The 23,720-nt window shown below is 45.5% G+C and carries 17 protein-coding genes; all 17 read right to left on the bottom strand.

Translation table 11 applies throughout. The annotated features are described in order from the left end of the window. Positions 1–39: 39 nt before the first annotated feature. Positions 40–1,419, bottom strand: coding sequence for a ParB/RepB/Spo0J family partition protein (locus DW922_RS11660; protein ID WP_107001186.1), 1,380 nt, complete (start codon positions 1,417–1,419; stop codon positions 40–42). Between the two features lie 264 nt (positions 1,420–1,683). Next, on the bottom strand, positions 1,684–4,422 hold the full coding sequence (locus DW922_RS11650; RefSeq protein WP_118726647.1) for a response regulator: 2,739 nt from the start codon (positions 4,420–4,422) through the stop codon (positions 1,684–1,686). A gap of 401 nt (positions 4,423–4,823) precedes the next feature. Then, positions 4,824–13,892 carry a hypothetical protein gene (locus DW922_RS11645; protein WP_118726646.1) on the bottom strand — a complete coding sequence of 3,023 codons (9,069 nt, stop codon included), beginning with the start codon at positions 13,890–13,892 and terminating at the stop codon, positions 4,824–4,826. A gap of 8 nt (positions 13,893–13,900) precedes the next feature. Further along, positions 13,901–15,163: a hypothetical protein gene (locus tag DW922_RS17495; protein WP_154106750.1), complete on the bottom strand. Its 1,263-nt coding sequence runs from the start codon at positions 15,161–15,163 to the stop codon at positions 13,901–13,903. Between the two features lie 153 nt (positions 15,164–15,316). Beyond that, on the bottom strand, positions 15,317–16,240 hold the full coding sequence (locus DW922_RS11630) for a tail fiber domain-containing protein (RefSeq protein ID WP_118726643.1): 924 nt from the start codon (positions 16,238–16,240) through the stop codon (positions 15,317–15,319). After that, the gene (locus DW922_RS11625) at positions 16,241–17,152 is read right to left on the bottom strand and encodes a tail fiber domain-containing protein (protein WP_118726642.1); all 912 of its coding nucleotides are present in this window, start codon (positions 17,150–17,152) and stop codon (positions 16,241–16,243) included. It lies immediately after the preceding gene. After that, on the bottom strand, positions 17,139–18,701 hold the full coding sequence (locus DW922_RS11620; RefSeq protein WP_118726641.1) for a hypothetical protein: 1,563 nt from the start codon (positions 18,699–18,701) through the stop codon (positions 17,139–17,141). Before DW922_RS11620 ends, DW922_RS11625 begins: the two co-directional genes overlap by 14 nt. A gap of 8 nt (positions 18,702–18,709) precedes the next feature. After that, positions 18,710–19,078, bottom strand: a complete 369-nt coding sequence (locus DW922_RS11615) for a hypothetical protein (protein WP_118726640.1) — start codon at positions 19,076–19,078, stop codon at positions 18,710–18,712. 1,090 nt (positions 19,079–20,168) lie between these two features. Next, a complete protein-coding gene (locus DW922_RS11610) occupies positions 20,169–20,963 on the bottom strand; it encodes a M15 family metallopeptidase (RefSeq protein ID WP_118726639.1) in 795 nt (264 codons plus the stop codon). Between the two features lie 4 nt (positions 20,964–20,967). After that, a complete protein-coding gene (locus DW922_RS11605; protein WP_118726638.1) occupies positions 20,968–21,237 on the bottom strand; it encodes a DUF6275 family protein in 270 nt (89 codons plus the stop codon). 13 nt (positions 21,238–21,250) lie between these two features. Continuing rightward, positions 21,251–21,760 (bottom strand): DUF2829 domain-containing protein, encoded by a 510-nt coding sequence (locus tag DW922_RS11600; protein ID WP_118726637.1) that lies wholly within the window; start codon positions 21,758–21,760, stop codon positions 21,251–21,253. A 13-nt stretch (positions 21,761–21,773) separates the two neighbouring features. Next, on the bottom strand, positions 21,774–22,097 hold the full coding sequence (locus DW922_RS11595; protein ID WP_118726636.1) for a DUF4406 domain-containing protein: 324 nt from the start codon (positions 22,095–22,097) through the stop codon (positions 21,774–21,776). A gap of 116 nt (positions 22,098–22,213) precedes the next feature. Then, on the bottom strand, positions 22,214–22,480 hold the full coding sequence (locus DW922_RS11590; protein ID WP_347560311.1) for a phage holin family protein: 267 nt from the start codon (positions 22,478–22,480) through the stop codon (positions 22,214–22,216). A 3-nt stretch (positions 22,481–22,483) separates the two neighbouring features. Continuing rightward, positions 22,484–22,831 carry a hypothetical protein gene (locus DW922_RS11585; RefSeq protein WP_243032203.1) on the bottom strand — a complete coding sequence of 116 codons (348 nt, stop codon included), beginning with the start codon at positions 22,829–22,831 and terminating at the stop codon, positions 22,484–22,486. 9 nt (positions 22,832–22,840) lie between these two features. Next, on the bottom strand, positions 22,841–23,050 hold the full coding sequence (locus DW922_RS11580) for a hypothetical protein (RefSeq protein WP_118726635.1): 210 nt from the start codon (positions 23,048–23,050) through the stop codon (positions 22,841–22,843). Between the two features lie 19 nt (positions 23,051–23,069). After that, complete coding sequence (locus tag DW922_RS11575) at positions 23,070–23,180, bottom strand: CD1375 family protein (protein WP_118726634.1); 111 nt, start codon at positions 23,178–23,180, stop codon at positions 23,070–23,072. Further along, positions 23,180–23,608 carry a hypothetical protein gene (locus DW922_RS11570; protein WP_118726633.1) on the bottom strand — a complete coding sequence of 143 codons (429 nt, stop codon included), beginning with the start codon at positions 23,606–23,608 and terminating at the stop codon, positions 23,180–23,182. Before DW922_RS11570 ends, DW922_RS11575 begins: the two co-directional genes overlap by 1 nt. Positions 23,609–23,720: the final 112 nt, after the last annotated feature.

The following is a 23,720-nucleotide window of genomic DNA, read 5'->3' as shown; positions in this document are numbered from 1 at the left end:
CCCCGCAATCCTCGGGCCATGCTGACCCGAAGTTTTAGCTTACTTTTCCTGTTCGGTTTTCTTCTCCGGTTTTTCGTGTTCCTTCTGCTGACCCTTCCAGTCGTCCAGCAGCTTGATGATCTGGTCCTTCATTTCCCTCGGCGTAGTTTCCTTGCCGAAATACTTGCTCAGTTCCGCACCTGTCAAAATCACTTTGTCTACCTCCTTTTTGTCCTCCATCATAATGCCGTCGATCACATCCCCGTTGAGCAGCTTCTTTTCGTCCAGTTCCCGCATACGCTTTGCCTGCGCCTGTGAAGGCGAGGACTGCTGGCTGTCAATGGCAACGGCGATATAGTTCTGGTTCTTCTTGCCGATATAGGAAAGCTCCACCGCCGTAGTAAAGCCCAGTTTTTTTTCATCCATCAGCTTCATCAAGTCGGGAACCAGCTCATTGAGCCGGATATACCGCTGCACCTGTTTGACCGCCATCTTATTACGCTCGGCCACAATTTCGTTGGAGCGTTTTCCTGCGTCCTTCGGGTCAATCTGGCCCGAAGTGCGGGAGCCCTGGTGCTTGATAGCCTCAAGCTGCATTTTCAAGGCTTTGGCCCGCTCACTGGGGAGGATTTCTTCACGCTGGTTGAGATTATCCTCGACCATCTGCGTGATGGCTTCATCGTCTGTCAGGTTTCGGACGATACAGGGCATATCCGCATATCCGGCAAGCTCGCTGGCTTTCTGGCGGCGGTGGCCGGACACGATCTCATAGCCGCCATCCTCACGGGGACGGACGATAGCGGGCTGGGTCACGCCCTTGTCCTTAACGCTGGACACCATAGCCCGCATTTCTTCATCGTCCCGGACTTCAAAGGGATGGTTCTTGAAGGCGTGGAGTTCGTTCAGCTTGATATAGACGATCTGCTCCTTGCCCCGGCGTGGAGCATCCTTCGGTTTTTCGGGTTCCTTCGGAGCGGGAGCGGCCTGTACCGTTGGAGCCGTTTTTTTCTCCGGTTCCTTTTTGACCGCCTTTTCCGTTTTCTGTGCGGGAGCTTTGGATTTCGAGGCTGCGTCCTTGTCCTTATCTGCTTTCGGGGGACGGCCCCGGCGCTTCGGCTGTTCCGGCTCTTTGGGTTTTTCCTCTGCTTTTTTCGGAGCCTCCGGCTGCTTTTCCGGTTTCTCCGCTTTTGCCGGGTCAGGCTTTTCCACGCCGGGAGCTGCCGCTCGTTCCTCGGCTTTCTTTTCCTTCATAATTTCAGCGAAGTTATAGACAGAAACCTGTGGGGTCTTTACCTCTGGTTCCGTCTTTTTTTCCGGCTCCGGGGAAACGGAAACCTTCTCCGACTCTTTTGGGGGATTAGGCGGTGTTTCCTTGCCCGGCCCGCTATCCGTTACCGGCTGTTCCGGCGTTTTTGTGGTTTTATCATCTGCCATAAGCATTTACCTCCTGTTTTTTGGCATGAAAAAAGGGGCTCAACTTTTCAGTCAAGCCCCCGTGGGAAGTTCCTCCTTTCTCCGCCATGATACAAAAATACCGCCCGTAGTCTCGTTTGGGCGGTACTTTGTGTAAGATTGGCAGTCCATTATTAAGTTTTTTATTATGTTCCCTTTGTACACCGTTGCAAAAGGAACAGCAGAAAAAACTATAAACACAGTTTTTTCTGCTGAACATGATTATCCACAATATAAAAAAATAAAAATTCATCACTTTTTACAATGACTTATGCATACCCTTGAACAGTAACAGGCAATCGTATGGATCATTTTTTCTACATCCAGTGGTTTGGCCAGATGTGCGTTCATACCACAGTCCAGTGCATGGCGTACATCCTCTGCAAAAGCATTAGCGGTCAGTGCGATGATGGGAATGGAAGAAGCATCCGTCCTGTCAAGCTTCCGGATCTGGCGTGTGGCCTCGTATCCGTCCATCAGAGGCATCATAATATCCATAAGTATCACATCAAATGTCTCCTCGGGGTGACGGGAGAAAAGTTTTACAGCTTCCCTGCCATTGGATACTGCAGTTACCACAGCACCTTCCTCTTCAAGGAGTACCTGTGCCACTTCTCTGTTTATTTCATTATCCTCTGCCAGCAGGATCTTTATGCCCTGAATGGAGTTTCGCTCAGATTCTGGCTCAGAAGAGATATCCGTTTCTTCTGCCTCTTCAAATGGCAAAGTGATCACAAAAGTACTTCCGATACCCGGAGTACTGGAAATCTCAATGGTACCACCCATCTGTTCAAATAGCGCTTTGGCAATGCTCATACCCAGTCCGGTGCCATGATATACACTTCGAGCATCCATATTCTCCTGAGTAAAGGGTTCAAAGATCTTCTCCAGATATTCTTTGTTGATGCCGATTCCCGTATCAGAGATCGTCCATCTGCAGACCAGCTTATGATCATGGGAAGGGAGAGCATGGATCTCCGTATGGATTGCCCCATTTTCTCTGTTGTATTTGATACAGTTACTGTAAATATTCATCATGGCACGACGGAGGTGCAGAGGGCTGCCGTATACAAAGGGATGTTCGTATATCTCCGGTGCGATATGAACGGTGAAATCAATGCCGTTTTTCTGTGCCTGCATATCAATCAGCATCTGTGTCTCTTTTTCATATCTGATCAGATCAAAAGGTTCATGGTTGAGTACAAGTCCGCCCTCCTCGATCTTGGACATATCCAGTACATCATTGATAAGAGAGAGCAGATGACTGGCTGAAATGAATGCTTTTTCACGATTACTTTTCAGGACTCCGATATCATTTTCGTGCTTTTTATCAATTTCCAGCAGACCAATGATCCCATTCAACGGCGTACGCATATCGTGGGACATACGGGAAAGAAAATTGGATTTCTCTGCATTGGCACGTTCGGCAGTATCAAGAGCTTCTTTGAGAAGCTTCTGGTGTCTGATTTCTGATTCCACCACATCGTCCACATTCAAAAATCCCAGAACAATGATACCGGAGTCTTCGTTTTTGATAAAGCGGAACTGATAGTAATGGATACCATCCCTGTCATTTATCCGGTAATTCCCCTTGTATTCGGACTGACCGGACAAAACACTCATTACATTATCCAGTTCCAGTGATTCTTCCAGCATTGTACGGTCATCCGGATATACACGCTGCCGGATATAGTCTGAGAGGAAAAGATCATAGGGGTATGTATTGTTGTGTTTTTTGTCCGGAGCAGGGACATCGCGGTCTTCCTGCTTGATCACAGAGAGAGTTTTTTCTCTGGGATTGATCAGGTATACGTTCAGGTAGTTGCTGCTCAGTGTCTGGACAATACTTACCTGTGTCTCATAGGCTTCCTGTGTTCTGGTGACATCCTCACCGTAGAGGATTGCTTCCAGATGGTTATTGGAAGGATTGAGCAGCAGTCTTGTCACATATTTGGAAAGCCTGGTTATATTGTCATCGTAGAGACAGCGGGAAACTCTGGTGACCTCTACCTGACCGTCCTCGTAGCTTTTCATCAGGGAACTGCGGCAAAATGCGTTGATGAAATCGTTTCTGTCCTTTAATACCGGTATAAAAACAGCAGTCTCTGCAATAAAATGGTCAATGGAAGCATCAGCATCTATCTTATAGGCCAGGGCAGAAGTGCCTCCGATCTTCAGAATCTTATCATCTGTAAGGTCGAGATGAAAGTAGCCGGCAGCATGGGTAATGGATGCCAGAAGAGAGTGGAGCTGATTTTCATAGATTTTGCGTGCTGTCACATCATTGTCTTCACAGGCCACTGCAATTACGAAATCCCGATAGTCATCGGCGTTTCCGTTTCTGGCAACGAGCAGATAATAGTAATGGACAGTATCTGTGACAACCCTGAAATGGAATTTGAAAGAGGCTTCCTGAGAAAGTCTTTCCAGCAGGGTTTCATAATTCAGGTGTCTGGACACATAGGAACGCTCATCCGGATGAATATATTTCTGGATAAGAAAATTAAATGACAGCTTATAGTCTGCATTATCTTTAATATCCGCAAAAGCATCAGTAAATCTGGAACGATATACGGAGATTTTCCCGGTTTCCCGGTTTACGCCATAAACAGACATGTAGTCAGAAGCAAGCAGGTTGATGGCACCCAGCAGACGGAGAGAGTTCTCACCTGTGGGAATAGACTTTGACAGGCTTTCTCCTTCGGCTACTGTGCTGAATACAAGTGCATGTCCTCTGCTACCGTCGGGCTGTACAGTCTCTACTGCATCAACTGTCTCATAAATATGACGGATCGGATCCAGGTAGGTCTTTGGCCCCTGTATCCCCAGTGCTACAGGGCAGGGCGGGCATGGGGAATCAAGCCCCATAAGTGCCTTATAGCATTTCACTCCCGGCTGGAGATTGGGGTACAGTTGTTTGGCAATGTCGTTATAGCTTAGGATATTATAGTCTTTGTCTATGCTGTAATATCCGGATGAGAGTGTGTTCATAATTTTATACTCCTGGTGTTTAGTGCTTTAAAGTATACTCTTTTTACCAAAAAATAGCAATGATAATGGACAAATTTGTAAAGGTTGTACAATGTTTCGCTTACTGTTCACTCCGTTCTTAATCATCCATGCAATAAAAAAATCCCCCATCCAGCCGGAAACCCTTGATTTTCCTTGCTTTTTGGGAGATTTTTTTACGTACTTATAAAGCTCCTGGCCGGACTCGAACCGGCGACCCACGCATTACGAAAATTGAAATTTGCTTATGACCATTTGTGTTATTGTTGAAAAAGTTAGATTTTAAGCCATTTTTCAATACTTCACTTCCGTTAACTTCCGGTTGCTTCTGACAACTTATGATATTCGTAGTCCCCAAATAGTCCCCAAAGCGCTTATCGATATTATGATTTTGATTCTTTTTTCTTCCCCCAGTTTTTAAACTCAGTTCCATTATAAATGGCTTTTCCATTGTACCGGAACCGGTTGCACCTAGTAATGATCTCGTTCTTTTCTTTTGCAGTTCCAGACTGGTAAAGATCTTTGTAATGTGCTGTCAATTTTGTTTTTACAGAAGCCAGGGCTTCTTTTTCTGTTTTTCCGGCTCGTTTCTTTAATTCCACATACTTTTCAATCTCATCCTCAAATTTCTTTTTGCTTTCCGTGTCCGTATAATCGTATTGATCTGCCGCAGTAATTATGTCGACTTCATCTTTAATTTCCTTGTTCACCTCTCTGTTAACCTGTTCTTCGATATCTTCCTCCGTGTATCCAGCATCCAACAAATCTTTTTTAATCTTATCAGCCAGCCTCTGATCTCCAGCATCTTCTGCATTCATCATCATATTGACATACAAACTCTTATTTTCGCTCAGAGACAGGCCATACTTTGTTTTTGTAGCCTCATAACCTGCCGAATCGCTTAAAGTGCTTACCGCTGTATCAATAACAGCCAAGGCGTCTTTTGTGATGCTCTTGATTGGAATTCCTGTCAGCGCACTGGTAGATCGTACCGCTTCCAGAAAAGCATACTGCGGTGTATACCTTCCTTCATTCTTCATTACTTTGTATACTTTCTTCCAAGCATAATAAACATCCTGCACTCCCTGCATATCGGTCCGTTTTACAGTATCTCCCTGAATGGTTGATATTACGTCGCGAATGTAAGGAATGTTGTTGAGTATGTTTACATTATCAATCATGTTTGCAGCCAGATGTGATTTATATTTCTCGCCGAGCTTTTTCTTCTTATCATCATCCCGGAACATGTCTATAGCCGCTGCCGCTGCTGCAGTTAGAAATGCATTGGCCGTAAAAGCTGCTGCCACACGCCCCGCATTTTTCAATGCAGTTTTCTTATCCATACGTCCTGCTTTCAAATCCCAAACGGCACGATACAGCATGTTGTAGGTTTTCAGAGGCTCTCCCATAAATGCTGTTGCCATTTTGGCAAGCCCGTCTTTTGATCGCATCACTTCAGTTCTTAGCATAACAGAATCAGCCACCTGCGTTTTGTAAATGATCTCCGAAAATCTGCGTCCCACCTGTGTGTAAAATTCTTCTGATCCTTTCTGCAGATCCGAGTGTTTATCCATTGTTTCGTATTCAACAGCATTCCACAGGCGTTTCCACGTTACCTGATCGCCCAACTCCGCCAGGAACATCGTTTTATTGACAAACCGGTCCTTTTCACTATCCGTATCAATCAGCACATCCTTCATTCGTCTGGATACCTGCATCTGGTAAAATCCCCAGTCTTTCCACTGAGCGATCGGTGCATACTCTGTGATGATATCCCAGTTTGCGCCTTTCGTGAGACCTCTAGCAATATACTTTGCATCCAATTCTGCGTAAGCGCGGGCAATGGATCCCGGCTGCTGTACCGCTACACGGAGGTTTCCGGCTACTGCCGCAGCTTTCATGTTGCCCATCAACATATCCGCAATTCCAGTATCATTTCTGGTATGGACAGACCCATTAATATCATCCACCAGATTATCCAGGTATTTCGCTGTATTGCTTCCAAGCGTTGCCTTGATGCGCTCCTGAATGCTGGAATCATTCAACCCGCGAGCATCTTTATAATTTAACAGTTTATGTAAATCCGAAAGCGGAACCAATAAGCCATTATAACTGCTCATTTGGTCTACATGATGTGTAAATACATCAAAGATATCTTCCACTATAATCGGATTATTGGCATATGCATTTGTGCTTTTTGTCATTCCGAGGTTGCGAATCGTAGACTCTTTTTTATTTCCCTCTGGCTGCATGATATAATCTTTGTCCGTTGTGATCGGGAAGTAGTTCTTTGATTTATACTTTTCGTACCCATAGAGCTGCATGGATGCTTCATTTCCCCATTTTGCGGCATTGTCTCCCAAGAAATGCTGCATCTTGTCTGCCAGTCTTTTCTGATCGGCTGAGAGCGTATCTGTAATGGTCTTTACATCATCAGCAGTGACTCTGATTGGTTTATACCCACGCTGTCTTTCCGGGAACAATCTTTTTTCCTTAAGTGATACTCCCAGGTCGATATCCCCCGCTTTAATACCACCTTTTCTGTCGTAAATATGTTTTCTTGCCTGACTTCTTTTGTCCAGGACATATAACGCCATAATCTGACCAGTAGAAAGGGTAATATCTCCACCCGCGAGCGAAAACGTATGTCGTTCCGGATTCTTTCCGGTCCATGCCCGGATGTCTTTGGTTTTTAACCCGCACTCTTCCAGAGATTTTTTAAAATATTCCTCCGCTTCTTTCAGCAATTTGGTTTTCTTGTCCCAGCCACTTGTCAGAGAATCATATACCGACTCCATGGCCGGTCCCATTTTATGAAATACCGTAACAGGATCCATCATTTTGACATTCAGCAAGCTGTCTACTTGACTGAGCGGTCCGCGGAATTCCTTCCTATTTTTCATCATATCTGTATCGGCAAACACATTCTCTGCAAGGAGACTCACTTCACCATATTTCTTATTCGTCTTCAAAGCATTGATTTCTGTTATGGTTGATTTCATCGAGCGCACAGTATTCAACAATTCTTCCATATCATAGGCGCTCAGTTCTTCCAGCCGGTCAATTCCTTTCGTCTTCTCGGTCAGCTCTTCTATTCTTTTTGCGAGATCCGGATCAACATCAACATAACGGATATTTCCATCCTGATCGGTTATCTGTCCGGATTCCTTGATTTTATTAAATGCTTTCAGAGCTTCCTCCCACGCTAAGGTTCTTTGCGTTTTTACGCCGTTGTATTCTGTTTTGGAAGAAAAATCAATATTGCTGAGAAAATCTGCTACCACCGTCCGAAGTTCTTCCGGAATGTGCTGTTTATCGTTTGGCTCCAGAAGCCATTTACGGAGCTTTGTGCTCTCCTTTATAACGTTTTCCTTTGCCTCCCGTTTCGCAAGAGCATCCCGGCGCTCCTTCATTCTGGAATTGAATTTTTCTTTCTGCCAGTAAAGGTCCCGTGCGTGAGCCTCTTGCATGTCAGCATTTTCCCGTCTCGCTTCATTCAAGAGCGCAGAATACTGAGTTTCTGTTTTCTGCTTATAATTCTCTAATTTTTCATTGTACTGCCTGCGTACTTTATTGAGTTCTGCTGCTTTACGATCTGCAAAGGTAGGCGGTACCAATCTTACATTCTGATACTCCTGCAAAAGTTCCTGACCGACATGGTATGCCATTTCATCCATATTTGCATGATATGGATTTGCAATCTGAGGCTGAGTCATATCAAGCACATTTCCGATCTGCATTAACTGATCCGCCGGATGCGTTATATCCGCGTCAAACAGATCCGGATACTGGCTCGCAAGTTCCTGATATAGTGAATCCACAGATATACCTGTTTTTCCAAGGCTCATGCGACCAAAATATTTTCTTCGGAAGTCATTATATCCGCCTGCTGCCGCCAGATCAGCTTTATCCTGATCTGTAATCATGATTTTCGTATCTTTAATCTGTTTGCGCAAATCCTTGTACTGTTCTGTCAGCGCCGCATCCTTCTGTTCCGCTTTGTTGAGTATCGATTTTCCGATATCAGTTGCAACGTTGTTGATTTCATCCCAATCAACATTTTCACCACTTCTGAGATATTCAAACAACCTTGTCACGTTCGACACCAAAGGATCTAGTTTTGCCGTGCTGTTATATTCTTTCAGGATTTTCCTGCAAACTTTTTTAATATCATCCTGGCGAAGTTTTTCTTTGGCTGTCAGAGTGAATTCTTTTTTCAGGAGTTCATTCGCTTCTTTTAAATCCTTATTTTCTTTCAAAAGTTTTTTGACATCTTTTACATTTGTGTATTCGTCGATGTCTTCCATCTGGAAGCGGATATTTTCCACGGAATTCACTGCTTTATTTCTGGAACCTTCTACATCTGGATCATACGTCACTGTTCTGATTCCACGATTTGCCAAGGCATCCATTACGTTCTCGCTCGCTCCATCCGGTACAATAGCAGCTTCCACCTCATCATACCCTACTACACGCTGAGGTTTTGCCTCGAACATATCAACCGGCATTTCTTTGACCTCATTCACAATATCTGTAATTTCTTTGATATCTGCATCTGACACCTTCCAGTATGGAATATCACCAAAGACCTTTCTTACGGCCTTTTCAGAGAAATTTTTCTTGCCAGCTGCTTCCCCAATCAGGCTTCCCACGCTGTCAATAGCAGAATAACTCGTTGAACCGGTTCGATCAATGATGTTCTGGATAACATTCATAAGGCGATTGTTAAGCGCATCCTGTCTTTCTGCAAATTCTGTTTCGGTTAAGTTCTGGATTTTTCCCTCTGCCTTGTGAATATCTGCAATGCTATTGAATTCTCCAGATGCTGCAGCTCTGAGCGTTTTGATTCCCATAAATCCAACGACATTTTTTGCATCGCCCTCTCCCTGAGAAAGCATGGATTTTACAATATTCTCCGGGGTAACATCATAATGGAGCTGTTTAAAGGTCCTGCGGTTTCCACTTGGTGTCAAATACTCTTTTCCATTTGGTACGCCTTTACCTACTACCAGACCATCATACAGGTCGCGAATCCAATCCTCATAGTCCTTTTCATCAATCTGTGATTCGATTTCTTCCCTTATCCCAGCCTCGTCACGCTCGATTTCTGTTGTATACAGGACTCCCTTTTCCTGATAATTAAAAGCATTTCTGAATTTATCAATCACATGACCGAACCGAAATGCCTTTTCTTTCGCACTTTGAACCTGTTTATATGCCTGTTCCGGATTCATTCCATTTTCAATTTTTGCCTGCGCATAAACATTTAGCAATTCATTTCCGTACGCATTCAAAATTTCTTTTAGCGAATATCCAGAATTCAATATCTTTTTTACTCTATCCTGATCTGGAATTTTGTTCAAGATACTCTTATACAGATTTTCTGCCTCAGGAGAGATATTTGGTTTTTTTACCTGTTTTGCGCGATCTTGCACCTGGATTCCTTTTGATGCAAGATAGGCAGCCTTCATTCCGATATTATATTTCGCCGCCTCCACAACGCCATCCACACCGCTATATTCTGCATCTCCAGATTGCGTCTGGATAAAGCGCTTTGCTTCCTGCTTGAGATAATCTGGCATCTTTCCGTCCATGGTCTTATCAACGTTCCTGGATGCTCTGTAGTAAACATCCTCATTGATATCGTTTTCAATCCGCGGGAAGGTTGGTGTCCAGGCATCAGCACCATACACCTTATTTTTACGATTTGCCGGATCAATCGTGTCTTTTCGGAAAATCAAAGAAATATCTCCGAACTTATCCCAGCCTTGCGCTGCTTTCGTAATGGCAATGGACGGCATTGGGATCCCGTCATATTCCAGCATCTTCATCAGCTTATCTTCGCTCAGATTGTGAGCGGCAATTAGGGTATCTGTTTCTTCAACTGGGTCTTTTAGCTGGAATTTCGTCTTGATTTCCTGTTCTGATTGTTTTATATTATTAGTAGGAGCTATACCACTGAGCGTTTTGGACGTGTCTGAGGGGATCGGTGCTACACTGATATCTGTCGCTGTGGGGACGCTCCCTTTTTTTTCGCCCCATGCATACATTGTTTGCAGCGTCAGCATTTTCCTTTTATCAGAAACGTATTCTATTGCAACTCTTTTTCCATTTATATTTTTCTCAAATTTTAGCGCAGGCTTACCCATTTCAGTTGTCCCAGCGCTGCTTACTTTATCATAGGAACTAATAATTTCTGGAATATCTGCAATCATTTCAGGCGTAACCGGTATCTGTCCCCTAGTAGTTTCTTTTTTGCTGTCTGCGTGAGAATTTTCAAATTCGCTCGTCATCGCAACATTATAGCCTTCCAACTCTAACCCTACATCCCGGTGCAGTTTAGCTGCCAGTTCCGTTCCAATCTTTCCCATGTATAATCTTGCGTACGGTTTCTTATGCACATGTTTCTCACAAAACTCAACTATGTCCTCTTTTGTATTGCAGAACTGTATACTGCCATTTGCATATCTCGCCTTATCATTATCAGAATATTCTTCTAATCCAAATTCATTTAATTTGTATTTTGTCTTGGTATCACCAACAACATCATATCCAGCTTTATACCGTTCGCTTGCTGCTTCCAGTCCTGCCATATAGGCACGTCTCGCCCTCTGGAAGTAAACCATATTCTCTTCCAGGGCTTTAGCTGACTGACGGGTGCTTCCGGTTTTAATCAGGCTCTTGATCGCATCAATTACATCATCGATGAAGTCAAGAATTTTCTGTCCCAGTGTTTTGTTTGCAGTTACCTCTTTTATAAATTCTTCATCATTGAAAAATTTCTGCGAAGCATCTGCTACCATTTCCTCCACCGCCTGATCTCTGTTTAATTCCTGTCCCGTCTGGGCTAAATACCGGTCGATGTATGAATTGATTCCCTCTTCTAAATCCATCCCCTCTGACTTCATGATAGCCTGAGCCACGGTCTCAGAATATGCCCGGTAGTTGTCCGGATCCATTTCGCGAATGAAATGTGTCAGTTCATGGCCCATGCTTCCAAGAAAGTCTTTACTATTAACATCAAGCGTAATTTTTCCTTTCTGATAGGATGCCGTGGTTCCGCTCTGATCCATGCCATCTACAAGCTCAATCTGTAAACCAGTTCGTTCGCCCATATAGGTCGCTACCGTTTTCTGCTGAGGCGTTGCATTCTCGACTGCTGACGCAAGTCCTCCAGTGCGTGGATCTCCCTTTGTCATATTCAACGGCTCTCCGGTTTTCTCGTCCACTTTGCTGATATCAGCATTACGGTCTTCTGCTCCTGCAAGCCAGATCTTCTCCAGTGTGTCCCGGCCCAATGTGGAAAGTGCCTCACGGTGGATTCCTTCCTCCATTCTGAGTCCATATCTTCCCGCATCGTAAACTCTGTCAAATGATCTTGAATACTGGTTCAAATCTGTTGTGTGATCGTAGTTATCAAGATACGCATTCATACCGGATGTGCCGTACTTTGAGGAAAGCTCGTCAAGAAATTCCCGATCGCCTTGACTGGTCTTGCTTGAAGTGTTCGGTTTTTCCGAAGTGTTCACCTGTTCTTCCGGATTAATTTGTTCTGGACTTGCGTCTTCCAGATCAATATTATCTTCCACAAGTTGCGCACTCTCTGGTGGGATCTGTTCATTTTTTTCTTGATTCTGTACAGTTTCCTCCTGATTCTGCGAAATTTTTTTGTCCTGCTGAACATTTCCCGCAAATTCAGCCATTCTTTCCAGGAATCTGCCATTTTCGCGGTTGCTTATACTTTCACCATTTCCCTGGCGTTCGGCATATCTGCGCGCAAGATCCTGAAGATCTCTGGCTTCCTTTTGTGTCTCAAACGCTGCATATGTACTATCTGTATCAATTCCTTCCACAAAATCCTGATAGTCCGGTACATTTCGTTTCCCTTCAGAACGATAATCAAGCTCCTGTGCGATTGCTCCCGGAGCATTCAGAACTCCGGCATTCAGCGCACCGAGCATGGCTGCATACCATGCTTCCGGATCTGCCAGGCTGATCTTGTTCTTCTCACCGAAGAGCTTGTTCCGGCTGGCCTTGTCCAGAAGTTCCTGCATGTATTCCTGTAAGCCCTCTGCTGCCATATCCGCGCCATATCCGGCTGCCTGTATCATGCGATCCCGCACCGCTGGATTGGATACCATTTTCCGCACTGCTGTATCAATGGCACTCTTTACTTTCGGATGCCCCAGGCTCACATTATTCAGGCCACCGAGGAATGCCTGCGTTGCAGTTTCGCTTGCAGCATTCAGCGCACCGTAAAGCTGCGCCCTCTCAACATCCTGACCTTCCCGGATAGAATCTGCATAGGAGTTACCGCCGGCAGCCGCACCGAACATGGCAGAACCCAAGACAGAACCGGCTGACGCTCCCATGGCTACTCCGGCTGCAGGTGCCACAAGCATACTCGGCAGCATGAATCCGGTAGAGTTTGCCAAATCGTAAGCAATTCTGGCCGCTCCGGAGCTCTTCTTCTGCAGATGCTGCAGGTAACCATCAAAATTTGATACCGGGGCAGTTTCGTAATTTCCGGTTACCATGTCCACGGCTTGTCCCAGGCCCTTGACGGCGCGTTCTGATCCTGCTGCTGTACTCGCAAGCACATTGAGACCCACAGCAGGAACAGTGCCCATTTTTGATACAGTTTCTGCTCCCTGGCGTCCTGCTTTCACATTCAGCTCATCATCTATGGCACTCGCGTACCGATCTGCCTGATCCGCGCCATAACGGTGATAAAGATAGTTATACATGGTTTTCTGGTCATCGGTCATGGACTGAAAGCTGTGATTGTACAGTCCGTTGGACTGCTTCACTGCCCGTGCGGCTATAAGAAACGGATTCATCGTTCCATCTGCAGCATTTGACCAGAATCCTTTCATAGTGTTTCCAGTTCCGATTGGATTCCGATCATCTTTCGCCCCCTGATAAGCCCCTGTCTGAAAATCTGCGCGCTTCTTAATATCCTCGTATGGCGTAATGTGCACAGTTCCGTCCCTGAATGGTCCATATTCAGCCACTCCCTTTGCATCATTCGCTTTTTTCTCTAAGTAGTTCTGTCTCTCATTGTCCCTTTTCTTTTTAGCCGTTTCAGCCAAGGATTTCATTTTTATCGTATCGGATTTGCTGAATAACCGAGCCTGGGATGCTTCTGCCGTATGATCCCCCTGAATCTTTTCTCGCTCTTGCCGCATAAAATCAGTCATAGCGGCTCTGCTTTTATTTAAACTCGCATTTTTTACCTGCCTCTCCCTTGTCTCCCGATTTACTCTTACGTCTCGAAGCCGCTTTCGTTCTTTTGCTTCTTCTTCCTGCTGGCGTTTATGTTCAATATAACGGTCCATAGTGGAATTCCCGGTACTCAGACCAGAATCCATCGCACCTTTGTACGCTTTATAAAGACTGCTATTTCCGGTTCCCTGATCTTCCTTATACTGTTTGAACAACTTTCCTGACATATCCTCTCCTATCTCGGTTTACGGTATGTATAGCTATTATCCGTTTTGTTTTTGCTATCTTTCTGCGCCACCGTTACCGCTTTCGCTGCTGTATCCGCATCAATTCCAAGGTACTGCTGCAGTATATTGCTTACTCCAGACGCATCATTTACATAATATGATTTTGACAAGCGTCCACCTCGATTGTCTTTTTCATTCAGTAAATCCTTTGCGAACTTAACTAAATCATCACTGCTATAAGCCTTACTTTTACTCTTTGATGATCCCGATTTGCCAGAACCACTTGAACGCGCTTTAGAATACGCCAGGGCCAACTGCTTTGCATCCTGCTCCTTCTGGTAATCAAACTGAGCCTGCCAATTCTGCTGTGCCAGGGCATCCTGCTGTTTCTGATAGTCAAACTGTGTCTGCCAGTTCTGCTGTGCCAAGGCGTCCTGAGTCTTCTGGTAAGCATAGTTCTCCGCCCACTGCTGCATGGCCTGATCCTGCTGATACGCGGTCATATCCTGATTCCAGGATGAGTCATAACGACCGGCATAATAGTTTCTGTCAGTCTGATAATCTGCAACCGTATCACGATAGCGGTTATAGTCGATGGAATCCTGGTTGTTATACATATTCAGCTGATTATACAGCTCCTGGCCCTCCTGCAGGTACTGGTTATAGACGCGATCATAAATATCCAGCGTTGTGTTGTTAAAGTTTGCCAGGGCATTATCATAAGCCTGCTGCCCCGCTGCCTGCGCATAGGTGCTTCCATAACCGCCGGTTGCTGCCTGTGCGCTGCCCATGGTATCCCGCATGGACTTCTGGCCGTTTTGGATGGCCTGTTGCCGCATGGTAGTGTAAAGGTCGCTCTGGAAGACATCATCCGTCTTAAACTGTTCCCGGTTTTTAATGCTGTTGATGATGTTCTGAATATCACTGGAATACTGGCTCTGAAACTTTCCCGGCGCATTTTTTTCCAGCTTATTGAGTCTCTGCAGATAACGATCCGTTATTGACGACGTTGCGAATGGGTTGGCAGTGTATCCAGTCAGATACTGGCTACCGCCTGAAGTCGTCGAACCACTCCCCGTATTCGGACTTGCTGCAGCCTGAAATGCCCTGGATGCTGCCGGAGTCGGTTTTGGTGTTGCCTCCTGTTTTATCGTTGCCGCAGGTGTCTGATTCTTTGTTACACCCGGTCCACTGCTCGAACTGCTTTTCCCCACCGTTATGACTGGACTCATCTTTCTTTTCAGATACCCCTGTACTGTTGCAAGTGCCATCCTGTTTTTCCTCCTCTTTTTCCATCAGTTTTCCTTTATCCAAAATGTTCTCAATCATGACCAGGAACCGCGCCTGCTGCACTCCCTCAACCCTGATTTTGCTCAGGATTTCTGCCAATGTCCGCACCTGGATCTCATCATACATAAAATATTTCACTGTAATTTTCTCTCCAATTCTTCAATCTGCCGCTGCTGGCTCTTGATTGCTCCAGCATACAAAGCACCATAGCTGCTGTATGGGATTCTATAATACCCATCTTCTCCGAGATCTGTGAGTGGCAAATTTGTTCCGATGGTTTCCTGCAGCGCATTTACATCCTGGGCCAAAAATCCTATCTGCCGCTCTTCGTTCCCTATATACGAGAACTCAACCGGTTTTAGTCCCAGCACAATCCTCAGTGCTGTTTCTTCCGGAATATCCTCAATATGCTCTTTTAGCCGTTCATCCGAAGACTGATACAAAGTCTCGCATGTTACTGTGCCTGTCACCTTCATATGCTGGCAGCTTATTGATCCATCTACGTCACAGTTTCCATAAGTGATCAATGTTTCCGTTGCCAGCGGACCGCTACACTGGATGGATCCCGTGTATGCTCCAGAGTCAATTTTCGTGCTGCCAGTTTCGCTGACAACAAAGCGGTCATTGATATTGATAGATCCCCCTGTAATGTTCCCGGAAAACTCCGCCGTGCCATCTTTGGATAATTTAAAGTTTTTTGCATCAATCGTTAAATATCCGGTCTTAAATGCTATGGTTCCAGGTGCCATGGAAATTTCCGAACACAGTTCTTCTGCTGATACTTTCAATTTAATCTCGTTATTCAGTGTGCTGATCTGAGTGGATACCCCTGCTTCCAGGTTCTTGAATTCTGACATGAAGCCATTCATGCTGATTTCTAGCTGCGAAATAGTTTTGTCCGTTTCCTGGTAGCTTACTAGGAACTCCTGAGAAAAATTGTCTTCCGGGTCCAAGCTTGAAAGGCTATATTGGAGTTGCTGATTAAGCTGCATGATATAGCTTCGGATCTTTGCCATGTCCGGATCTTTTGCCAACGTCGGCGCGCTAAAATATGACATCTACTCCCTCCCTTCTATCTTTCCTCTGATCCGATCAATGCGACGCTGATTCTCCTGGATAGCAGCTACCCACATAGCCCCCATCTCTCCATACTCCACACGTAATGATTTCTGCTGTCTCACCGGCTTATCAAGCTCCTGGGCAATAAATCCGATACTCTCCCTGCCTGTTGCTTTAAAATGCCAGAAAACCGGGCATATGGCTGTCATATCCGGTGCCGAAAGTGTTGTCACATTCGTCTTTACTCGTGCATCCGATGTTTCCGTTACCTTTTTGCAGCTCAGTGAATCCACAATATAAGCCTCTGATCCGGTAAGGGTCCTTCCCACAGTGCAGCCTCCATATCCTTCGCTTCCTTCTACTGTAACATCGCCGCCCACCGTCGTTTTCTTTTTCGGATTGAGTAAATTGCACCTCAAATCTCCCTGAAGAACGGCATGGCCCGATGCGTCGACCGCGAAGTTATTTCCCAGATGCATTGTCCCGCCCGTTATAGTTCCTGAAAACATAGCGTTCCCCGCCGCATCCAGTTTCATATTATTGGCATCAATCGTCACATGCCCCGTCTTCAGATCTATGTGTTCGCCGTACAATTCCATTCTTGACAGCATAGTCTCCACCACGCTTCCGCGATTTACCAATAATTTTATATATTCAGCCGACTGTTCCAGCTCCCCATAAGAATCCGCTTCCAGATCTTCAAATTTTATCTGCAGTTCATCCGCATCATGTTTGATGGTCCTGGTTAATGATTTCTTTTCACTCTCCCAGTCTAAGAAGCTTCTGGAAAAATTGTCCTCGTCAAGATTGGAAAGTGTGAATTTCAAGTCCTCGCTGAACCGATACAGTTTTTTTACTAGAGATTTCTTGTCCTCTTCTTTGCTCAACACCAGCTCTTTAAATACTGACATTCACATCACTTCCTAATCCGATTACCTTGCCGATTGCGATCAGTTGCATATCTCCGCAGCCTTCCAGACGATACCGATATTTCTGACAGCACCGCGGGATTATCGGAACAACATGCGTTCGATATGTCTTAGATCGAAACGTACTTACACGGTGCCACTCTGGATCATCATCATACTGCATCAGCACCGAAACCTCTGTACCTTGCTGCATCCGGATATGAAAGCGAAGTTTCCGTATGTGTTTATTGTCAATCGTCCCCTCCAGTAAATCTCCACTCTCCAGATACCATGAAATCACTTCCTGCCGTTTTCCTGTGACTGCGAAAAGATTTCCTTTCTCATCTACGCAATACAGCTCACCATCTCCATAAACCATATCAACCAGATGAAGGGCATCTTCTTTCGTCCATATGGTCCGTTTCAGATCATAGACATACAGCCCCCAGGAGCCTCCTGCCTGCAGGGATGCATAATATTTTCCCTTATGATATGACGCTACTCCATCAACAAATTCAAGGTTCTTCAGCGCATCTCCCACGGAATCTGGTTGTGCTCCATCATAGCTGCAGATATCATCCCGGCCTGCATAGATCAGCGTTTCATTTACGATACAAGCTGTCCGCTCCATTCCTTTCGCTATTCCACGCACGGGTGAGGATGTGGACACCTGGTAGTTGGAAGGCTTGTTGCCAAAAACCTTGTGAATTGTATCCTCCTTGAAGAAGATCACATATCCCAGATGGGAAACACAACCAGTGAAATCTCCATCAGATCCTACCGTGACAGCATAGGAATCCGTTGATATACCCTCAAAAGCATTCCAGTTGGCCGGGTCTCCCAACTTCGACGCATAGATTTCATGATTCTCGCTGGAGCACCCCCACAACCTATTCTCGTTCTCACAGACAAAATCCATATCCGGCACGGTTCTTTTTATTGTCAGTCCGGAGGCCTGGGTGAACTGTGCCGATAAACTGCCGATCACAATCACATAATTATCCGATACCTCCTGCAGGATGATAAATTTATTAAAATCCGCGTTCGTGCATCCGCTGATTTCAACACCGTCATACTGAGCAAACATTTTTCCGATGCCAGTGCAGCTAATCTTGACCAGTGTGGATCCCTGGGTCGTCTGGGCAAATGTGGCTGCACTCGCCTGCTGCCACGTTACTTCCATGGTCTTAAGTTCTCCCGTGTGCGTGTTGTACATGAGTTTATCCGGAAACACTACGGCATAAGCTCCGATACCGACTATCTGCTTTCGGCTATCCGTGACATCTGCAATTTTTTTATCTTTGTAATACAGGTTCGTGCCATCCACATACATCAAACCATTTTTGTAAAACAGGCCATTCGGCTTCGTTATCGTTTTTGTGACATCACCGCGCGCCTGGCGTACTGATATTGCCGGATAGGCGTCGGAAGACATATTTTTCATGTCTACAAACTCATTTTCCTGAATCACCAGATTTTTATTGATTCCCAGAAAGGAACCGATGCTTTTTTCCGTCTGCTGCGATGTTGCTTTCAAATATGGTAATCTCATTTGTCACCTCAATAGTTTCTGAATTTCCGCGCCGGTTTCGGAAGATTATTCCTAATATGCCAGGCTGCATACTCCTTCCATGCAGCATCAAACATGGCGGCATCATTGTTGTAGCGCTCCGTTTCCTGGTTTGCGATATCCACCTTCGCGCGGATATAATTGATATACACATCCTGGAACCGGTCCGGCACCGCCAACTCACGCTCCATATCCTCCTCAGTAAATGGATTAAACTCAATATCATATCCCTGGGCCCGGTTCACCACCTGGTCTAAAACCTGTCCTTCGATTTCATTCAGCCAGGCAATCATCATTTCCAGATCATACTGCTGCCCGATCAGCACCGTTACTGTTTCAATTAATTTCCCTGCATTCACCTTTTCGCCCTCCTTTTGGTTATCCTAACATTTCCATGATGGTTTTGTTTGCATAGCAAAAGCGGCAGGATGACCCGTCACTGATGGAATCGTATGAAAGAATGGCAATAAAAAAGGACCAATAACTCAATGCAGTTAATGGTCCTCACAAGGTTATGACAACAATAGGACTCGAACCTATATTTATGGGCGTAGATAAAACATAATCATACCATTTCGCATAACTCGAATAAATGAATCGAACATTTACATTATGCTTCTTACTGTATCCCATTGCCTTACCCTTTGGCTATGTTCTTGTATATACATTTTACCACTACGCAGTTCCGGATGCCAATAGTAATATTGAATATGGTACATCTAAGATTGGTGTTGTATCTAATAAGCAGAGTATAAACAAAACTGTTAGTTTTCTGAAACAACATGCAAATTCACCACGCGCAGTTATTTTATCGATACATACATATGGTTATTTTTATGGTGTGGCTATTATAAACTCTTATAATAATTCAGAATTTTCATTTACTCTCACACCTGTAGAAATAGGAAACGGTAACGGACAATGGACTGTTCATTGGATTGCTTTGTGGTAGTTATTCTAATACTTACTATTTTCACTTGCTAACCATATCACCCAAACGGTATTATTCCGTCTATATACAGTTCTGCAACTATACACCAATAGGCGCAATGCCTGCATAATTAAAATCAAGATCCAGAAAACTTATACCAATCTATAAATTTATAATTCCAGATTCTACCTATCCAAAATTTACCAGAAAAACGAGGTGAAGTTACAATCAAAGTACCATATGAGCAGCCGTTTGAATAATTATTTTTACTCATTAAAAGAGCATGGAAATCACCTGTCGTATAATCAGTAAAACCACCTTTACCAGGATCAAGCTTGCTATTTACATCCGCACTACAATAGTCAAACCTATAAAAACCGCAATGAATAAGTTGTGATGGACTTGATAGCGTACCAATATCATCTTCAACAATAACCCCTTTGTTTTTGTCGATATTTACATTGGTAAAATTACTATTAACGTATAAAAGGCCGGAAGTATTTCCGACCTTTTCTCATTTACACTATAATATCTGGATACTGCAGCGCCCCGTCCTGATCCGGCGTGAGAGTAACCGACTCCGTGGCCATCCGGCCGTCATCGCCTAAATAATACCACTTGCCACTAACAGTCTGCAGTCCCTTGACCATAGCGCCATCAGATCCAAGATAATACCAGTCACCACTGTAGCGGTACCAGGTGTCATGGACCATCATGCCAGCGCCATCAAACCAGTACCACTTATCCTCATCCCGGTACCAGGCGTTGACCACATGCTTGCCGCTGCCATCCCGGAAGTAAAACCGCCAGCCACCGTCCTCCTGCTGCCATCCGGTCTTAACCTGTTCCGGCACCCAGGTAGCCATAAACTCTTCCGGTGTGCCGTACTTCTGGATCAGCGCGGTAGGCGTGCTTCCCCAGTCCGGCAGATAAAGGTGTGGCTTGTCCACGATACTCTTCCAGTCACCGCCCCAGGCAAGGCCCAGTTTTTTGGCGATCTCGGCGGCCCGCTTAAAATGACCTTTACTGTCATTGTAGGCATCATCGGAGATCTTGCCGTCCCCGTCGATATCCATGCGAAGATAAAAGTCAAAGGCGATACCCCACTGGTGCTGTGAGCGGTAGCTACTGCCTTTTGCGTTGGTCACGATGTTACCGGGCTTGGTGCGGCCCTGAGCATAAAGAGCATCCTGCTCTGCGGCGGTGCGGAGGGTTTCGCTGATGGCTACGGTGATGCCCTCGGTGGCACAGGCTTTCATCCAGGCGGATGCAATGCGCTGAAGGCGCGGGTGACAAAGCGAAATGTCTCTCATGGTATCACTCCTTTACTTCGAAACAGATGTTCTGCCACTTTTTATAGGCATCGAAATACAGCTCATGCTTGTCTCCATTGTATGTAAGCTCGTAGTACATGCCGTCCGAAACAGTCGTACTAAGCAGTGCCTTATGATTCTGAAGAGTCTTGCAGGACCAAACAACGAAGACATCATCTTCACTGATTCGCTTCCGATCGGTCTTGTCCGCATTCTCATTAAAATAATCCATCACATGCTTTTTGCATAATGCAATAAATTCTTTGTTTTCCATGATTTTTTCTCCTTTACTCTGCAAACACCCAGTCGTCCGCCAGCATATCTGCCTGTGATGCAAGCCATCCCATCTGTACGCCACTAGTGCCAACAAACGCGATTGCCTTGTTTCCGATAGCGTCATGATTGCAATTTACAATCTCACCGTCAGCCGCTTTGTAGGAGATTGCTGTTGCTAACTGGATATATTGTTTTTTCCCATTCCATCCCTGTCGTGCCACCTTCAATCCTCGTTTAAGATACCGGATGGCATCTGCAAATGAAAATGCAGCAATGCCGCCAAGTACCGGACAGTTACTTTCATCAGCAATCACCCACTCGTCCGATTGCATGTTCAGCATGGTGTATTCAACACGCTGCGTTTCCCTGATATCCAGGAGCTCGCCCTTATCAGAATCCTGTGGTCTGCACTGAATCATGATTGTTTCCTTCTCCGGATCCCAGTACCAGTATCCTCCCCAGCCTGGAAGTTTTACCTTTGCACCCTGTTTCATGGCTTTAAATGCTTCTGTAAAATTCATGAAATACTCCCTCCTACTCTTCGTAAATGACAGTCAGACCATATGCTACTGCTGCATCATGCTCTAACCGACAGCCTCGCGTCTGTTCCCAGCCCTTGCAAAAGTAAACTGCGTGACACAGAGACATTTTTTCTAAACTCTTTGCCAAGAAGCAAAGCGGAATCTGTACCACACCACGCTCCTTCATGTGCTCATCACTGTACCACTCATCTGTAAATAGAGTGTTTACGACCTCATATCCCTTAGCTTCCAGTGCTTTGATTGCCTTTTCTCTGGTTACTTTGATTTCTTCTTCGCTTTTTCCAGCCATCGGCTGAGATAACATGGCTTTCATCATCAATTTGTCCTCTCTTCTTTATTATGTGTAAGGGCGGCACGAAACCGCCCTGTTGCGACGTCGCAATGGCAGCCATCACCCAGACTGCCAGCGGGAGATATCCGGATCACCTCCTTCTACGCTTTTGATGCCTGCTTAACCACCTGGTGCACTCCAGTTGCGGCCAGACCGGACACAATGCCGATAGCCGCCGCATTGATTACATCCGCTGCCGGGAAGTCCGGCATCACATACATGCCAGCAACGCCCAGGGCACCACCGACCACTCCGCATACCACCGGAATGACTTCATCTTTGACTTTAGCGGAGGCCTTGCAGGCCATGCCTCCCAGATAACAAACCACCGTAATTGCCGCTACACTGGCAATGCCAAAATCCATCATATCTTAATCCTCTCTTTCTGCTGGCCCATATTCCAGGGCCAGACATCTGTTATAAAGTTCCTCTCCAGTTCCATTGCCACCCAAAGCTTTGTACGGTTTGAACATGTACTCCAGGTTGTCCCGGTCTCCCACCGTACAGTATCCACGGCTTATGTAAAACTGGCACGCCTGGTAAAGGCGGTCATGGAGCAGTGCCAGTACTGCAGCGTTAATAGCTTGGCTCTTTACCACTTCGGTCTTTAATCGCTTCGATAAACCGCGATATGCCGCGAACAGAGCTCCGGAGATAGCCGCAAACAGCCATTCTATCCAATGTGCGGCTATGTACTGAAATATCAGTGCTACCATCATAAATCTCCTTTACTCGTGATCGCACTCCTTATGTCCGGGGCCGCCCTGCACATGTCTCGGCTCTGCATGATCTGCAGTGCCCGGTGTGCTGTCCTTGCGGTACTCGTGATCCGGGCCGGTACTTAAGGCCTTATTGTGCGGTTCCGGAGTCGGTACTCCGGTTGCTGGGCCGTAAGGGATGTTCGGGGTTTCGGTTCTGTGCTTGATACTCATACTCATTTGTAGTCCTTTCTGCCAACTATCGGGTGGCACCGTTTAAAATGTTTTCAACATCTGCTCTAAGCTTTTTTGGTACAGCATCGAGAGCAATTCTGCCCTTGCGCACCAGATCTGCATACACTCTTGCCATTATGCCTCGCCCCCTTCATAGAGTTCTACAATGGCCATCTGAGCGTTGGTCATCTCTTCTTCCAGAGATTTATAAGCTTCTCTGAGATCTGGAAGCCGAAACTCTGCTATCATCACTGTGCCGGTCACATCCTTGTAGATGTAGATTGGGCTGCCATCCTCATCAGCTCCGGTCTCTTCTTTTTTTGTACCAATCACATAATCAGACTGTCTGGTCATGCGGCCGGCATATACCAGATCTCTCCGAGATGCCAACGGTTCTCCGGCATCGTCCAGGAGCATGATCGAGCTTGCGGCAGATACAGCAGCCTCAGCTTCTTCAAAGGTTGCTTCACCTGGCCGAAAGACAATGCGACCGCCGTCCTGCTGCAGCTGGTAGCCATTCGCTACCAATTCAAATAACGAATCATTAAACTTGATTTTTTCCATATGATTTTCTCCTTTCTTTATAAAAGTTTGGTCCTAGAATAGTAATTTTACCAATGTAAATATCGACAAAAACAAAGGGGTTATTGTTGAAGATGATATTGGTACGCTATCA

This window comes from Clostridium sp. AM42-4 (assembly GCF_003480105.1).
In the GTDB taxonomy this organism is placed as follows: Bacteria; Bacillota; Clostridia; order Lachnospirales; family Lachnospiraceae; genus Brotaphodocola.
This window is presented reverse-complemented; position numbering and strand designations above follow the sequence as displayed.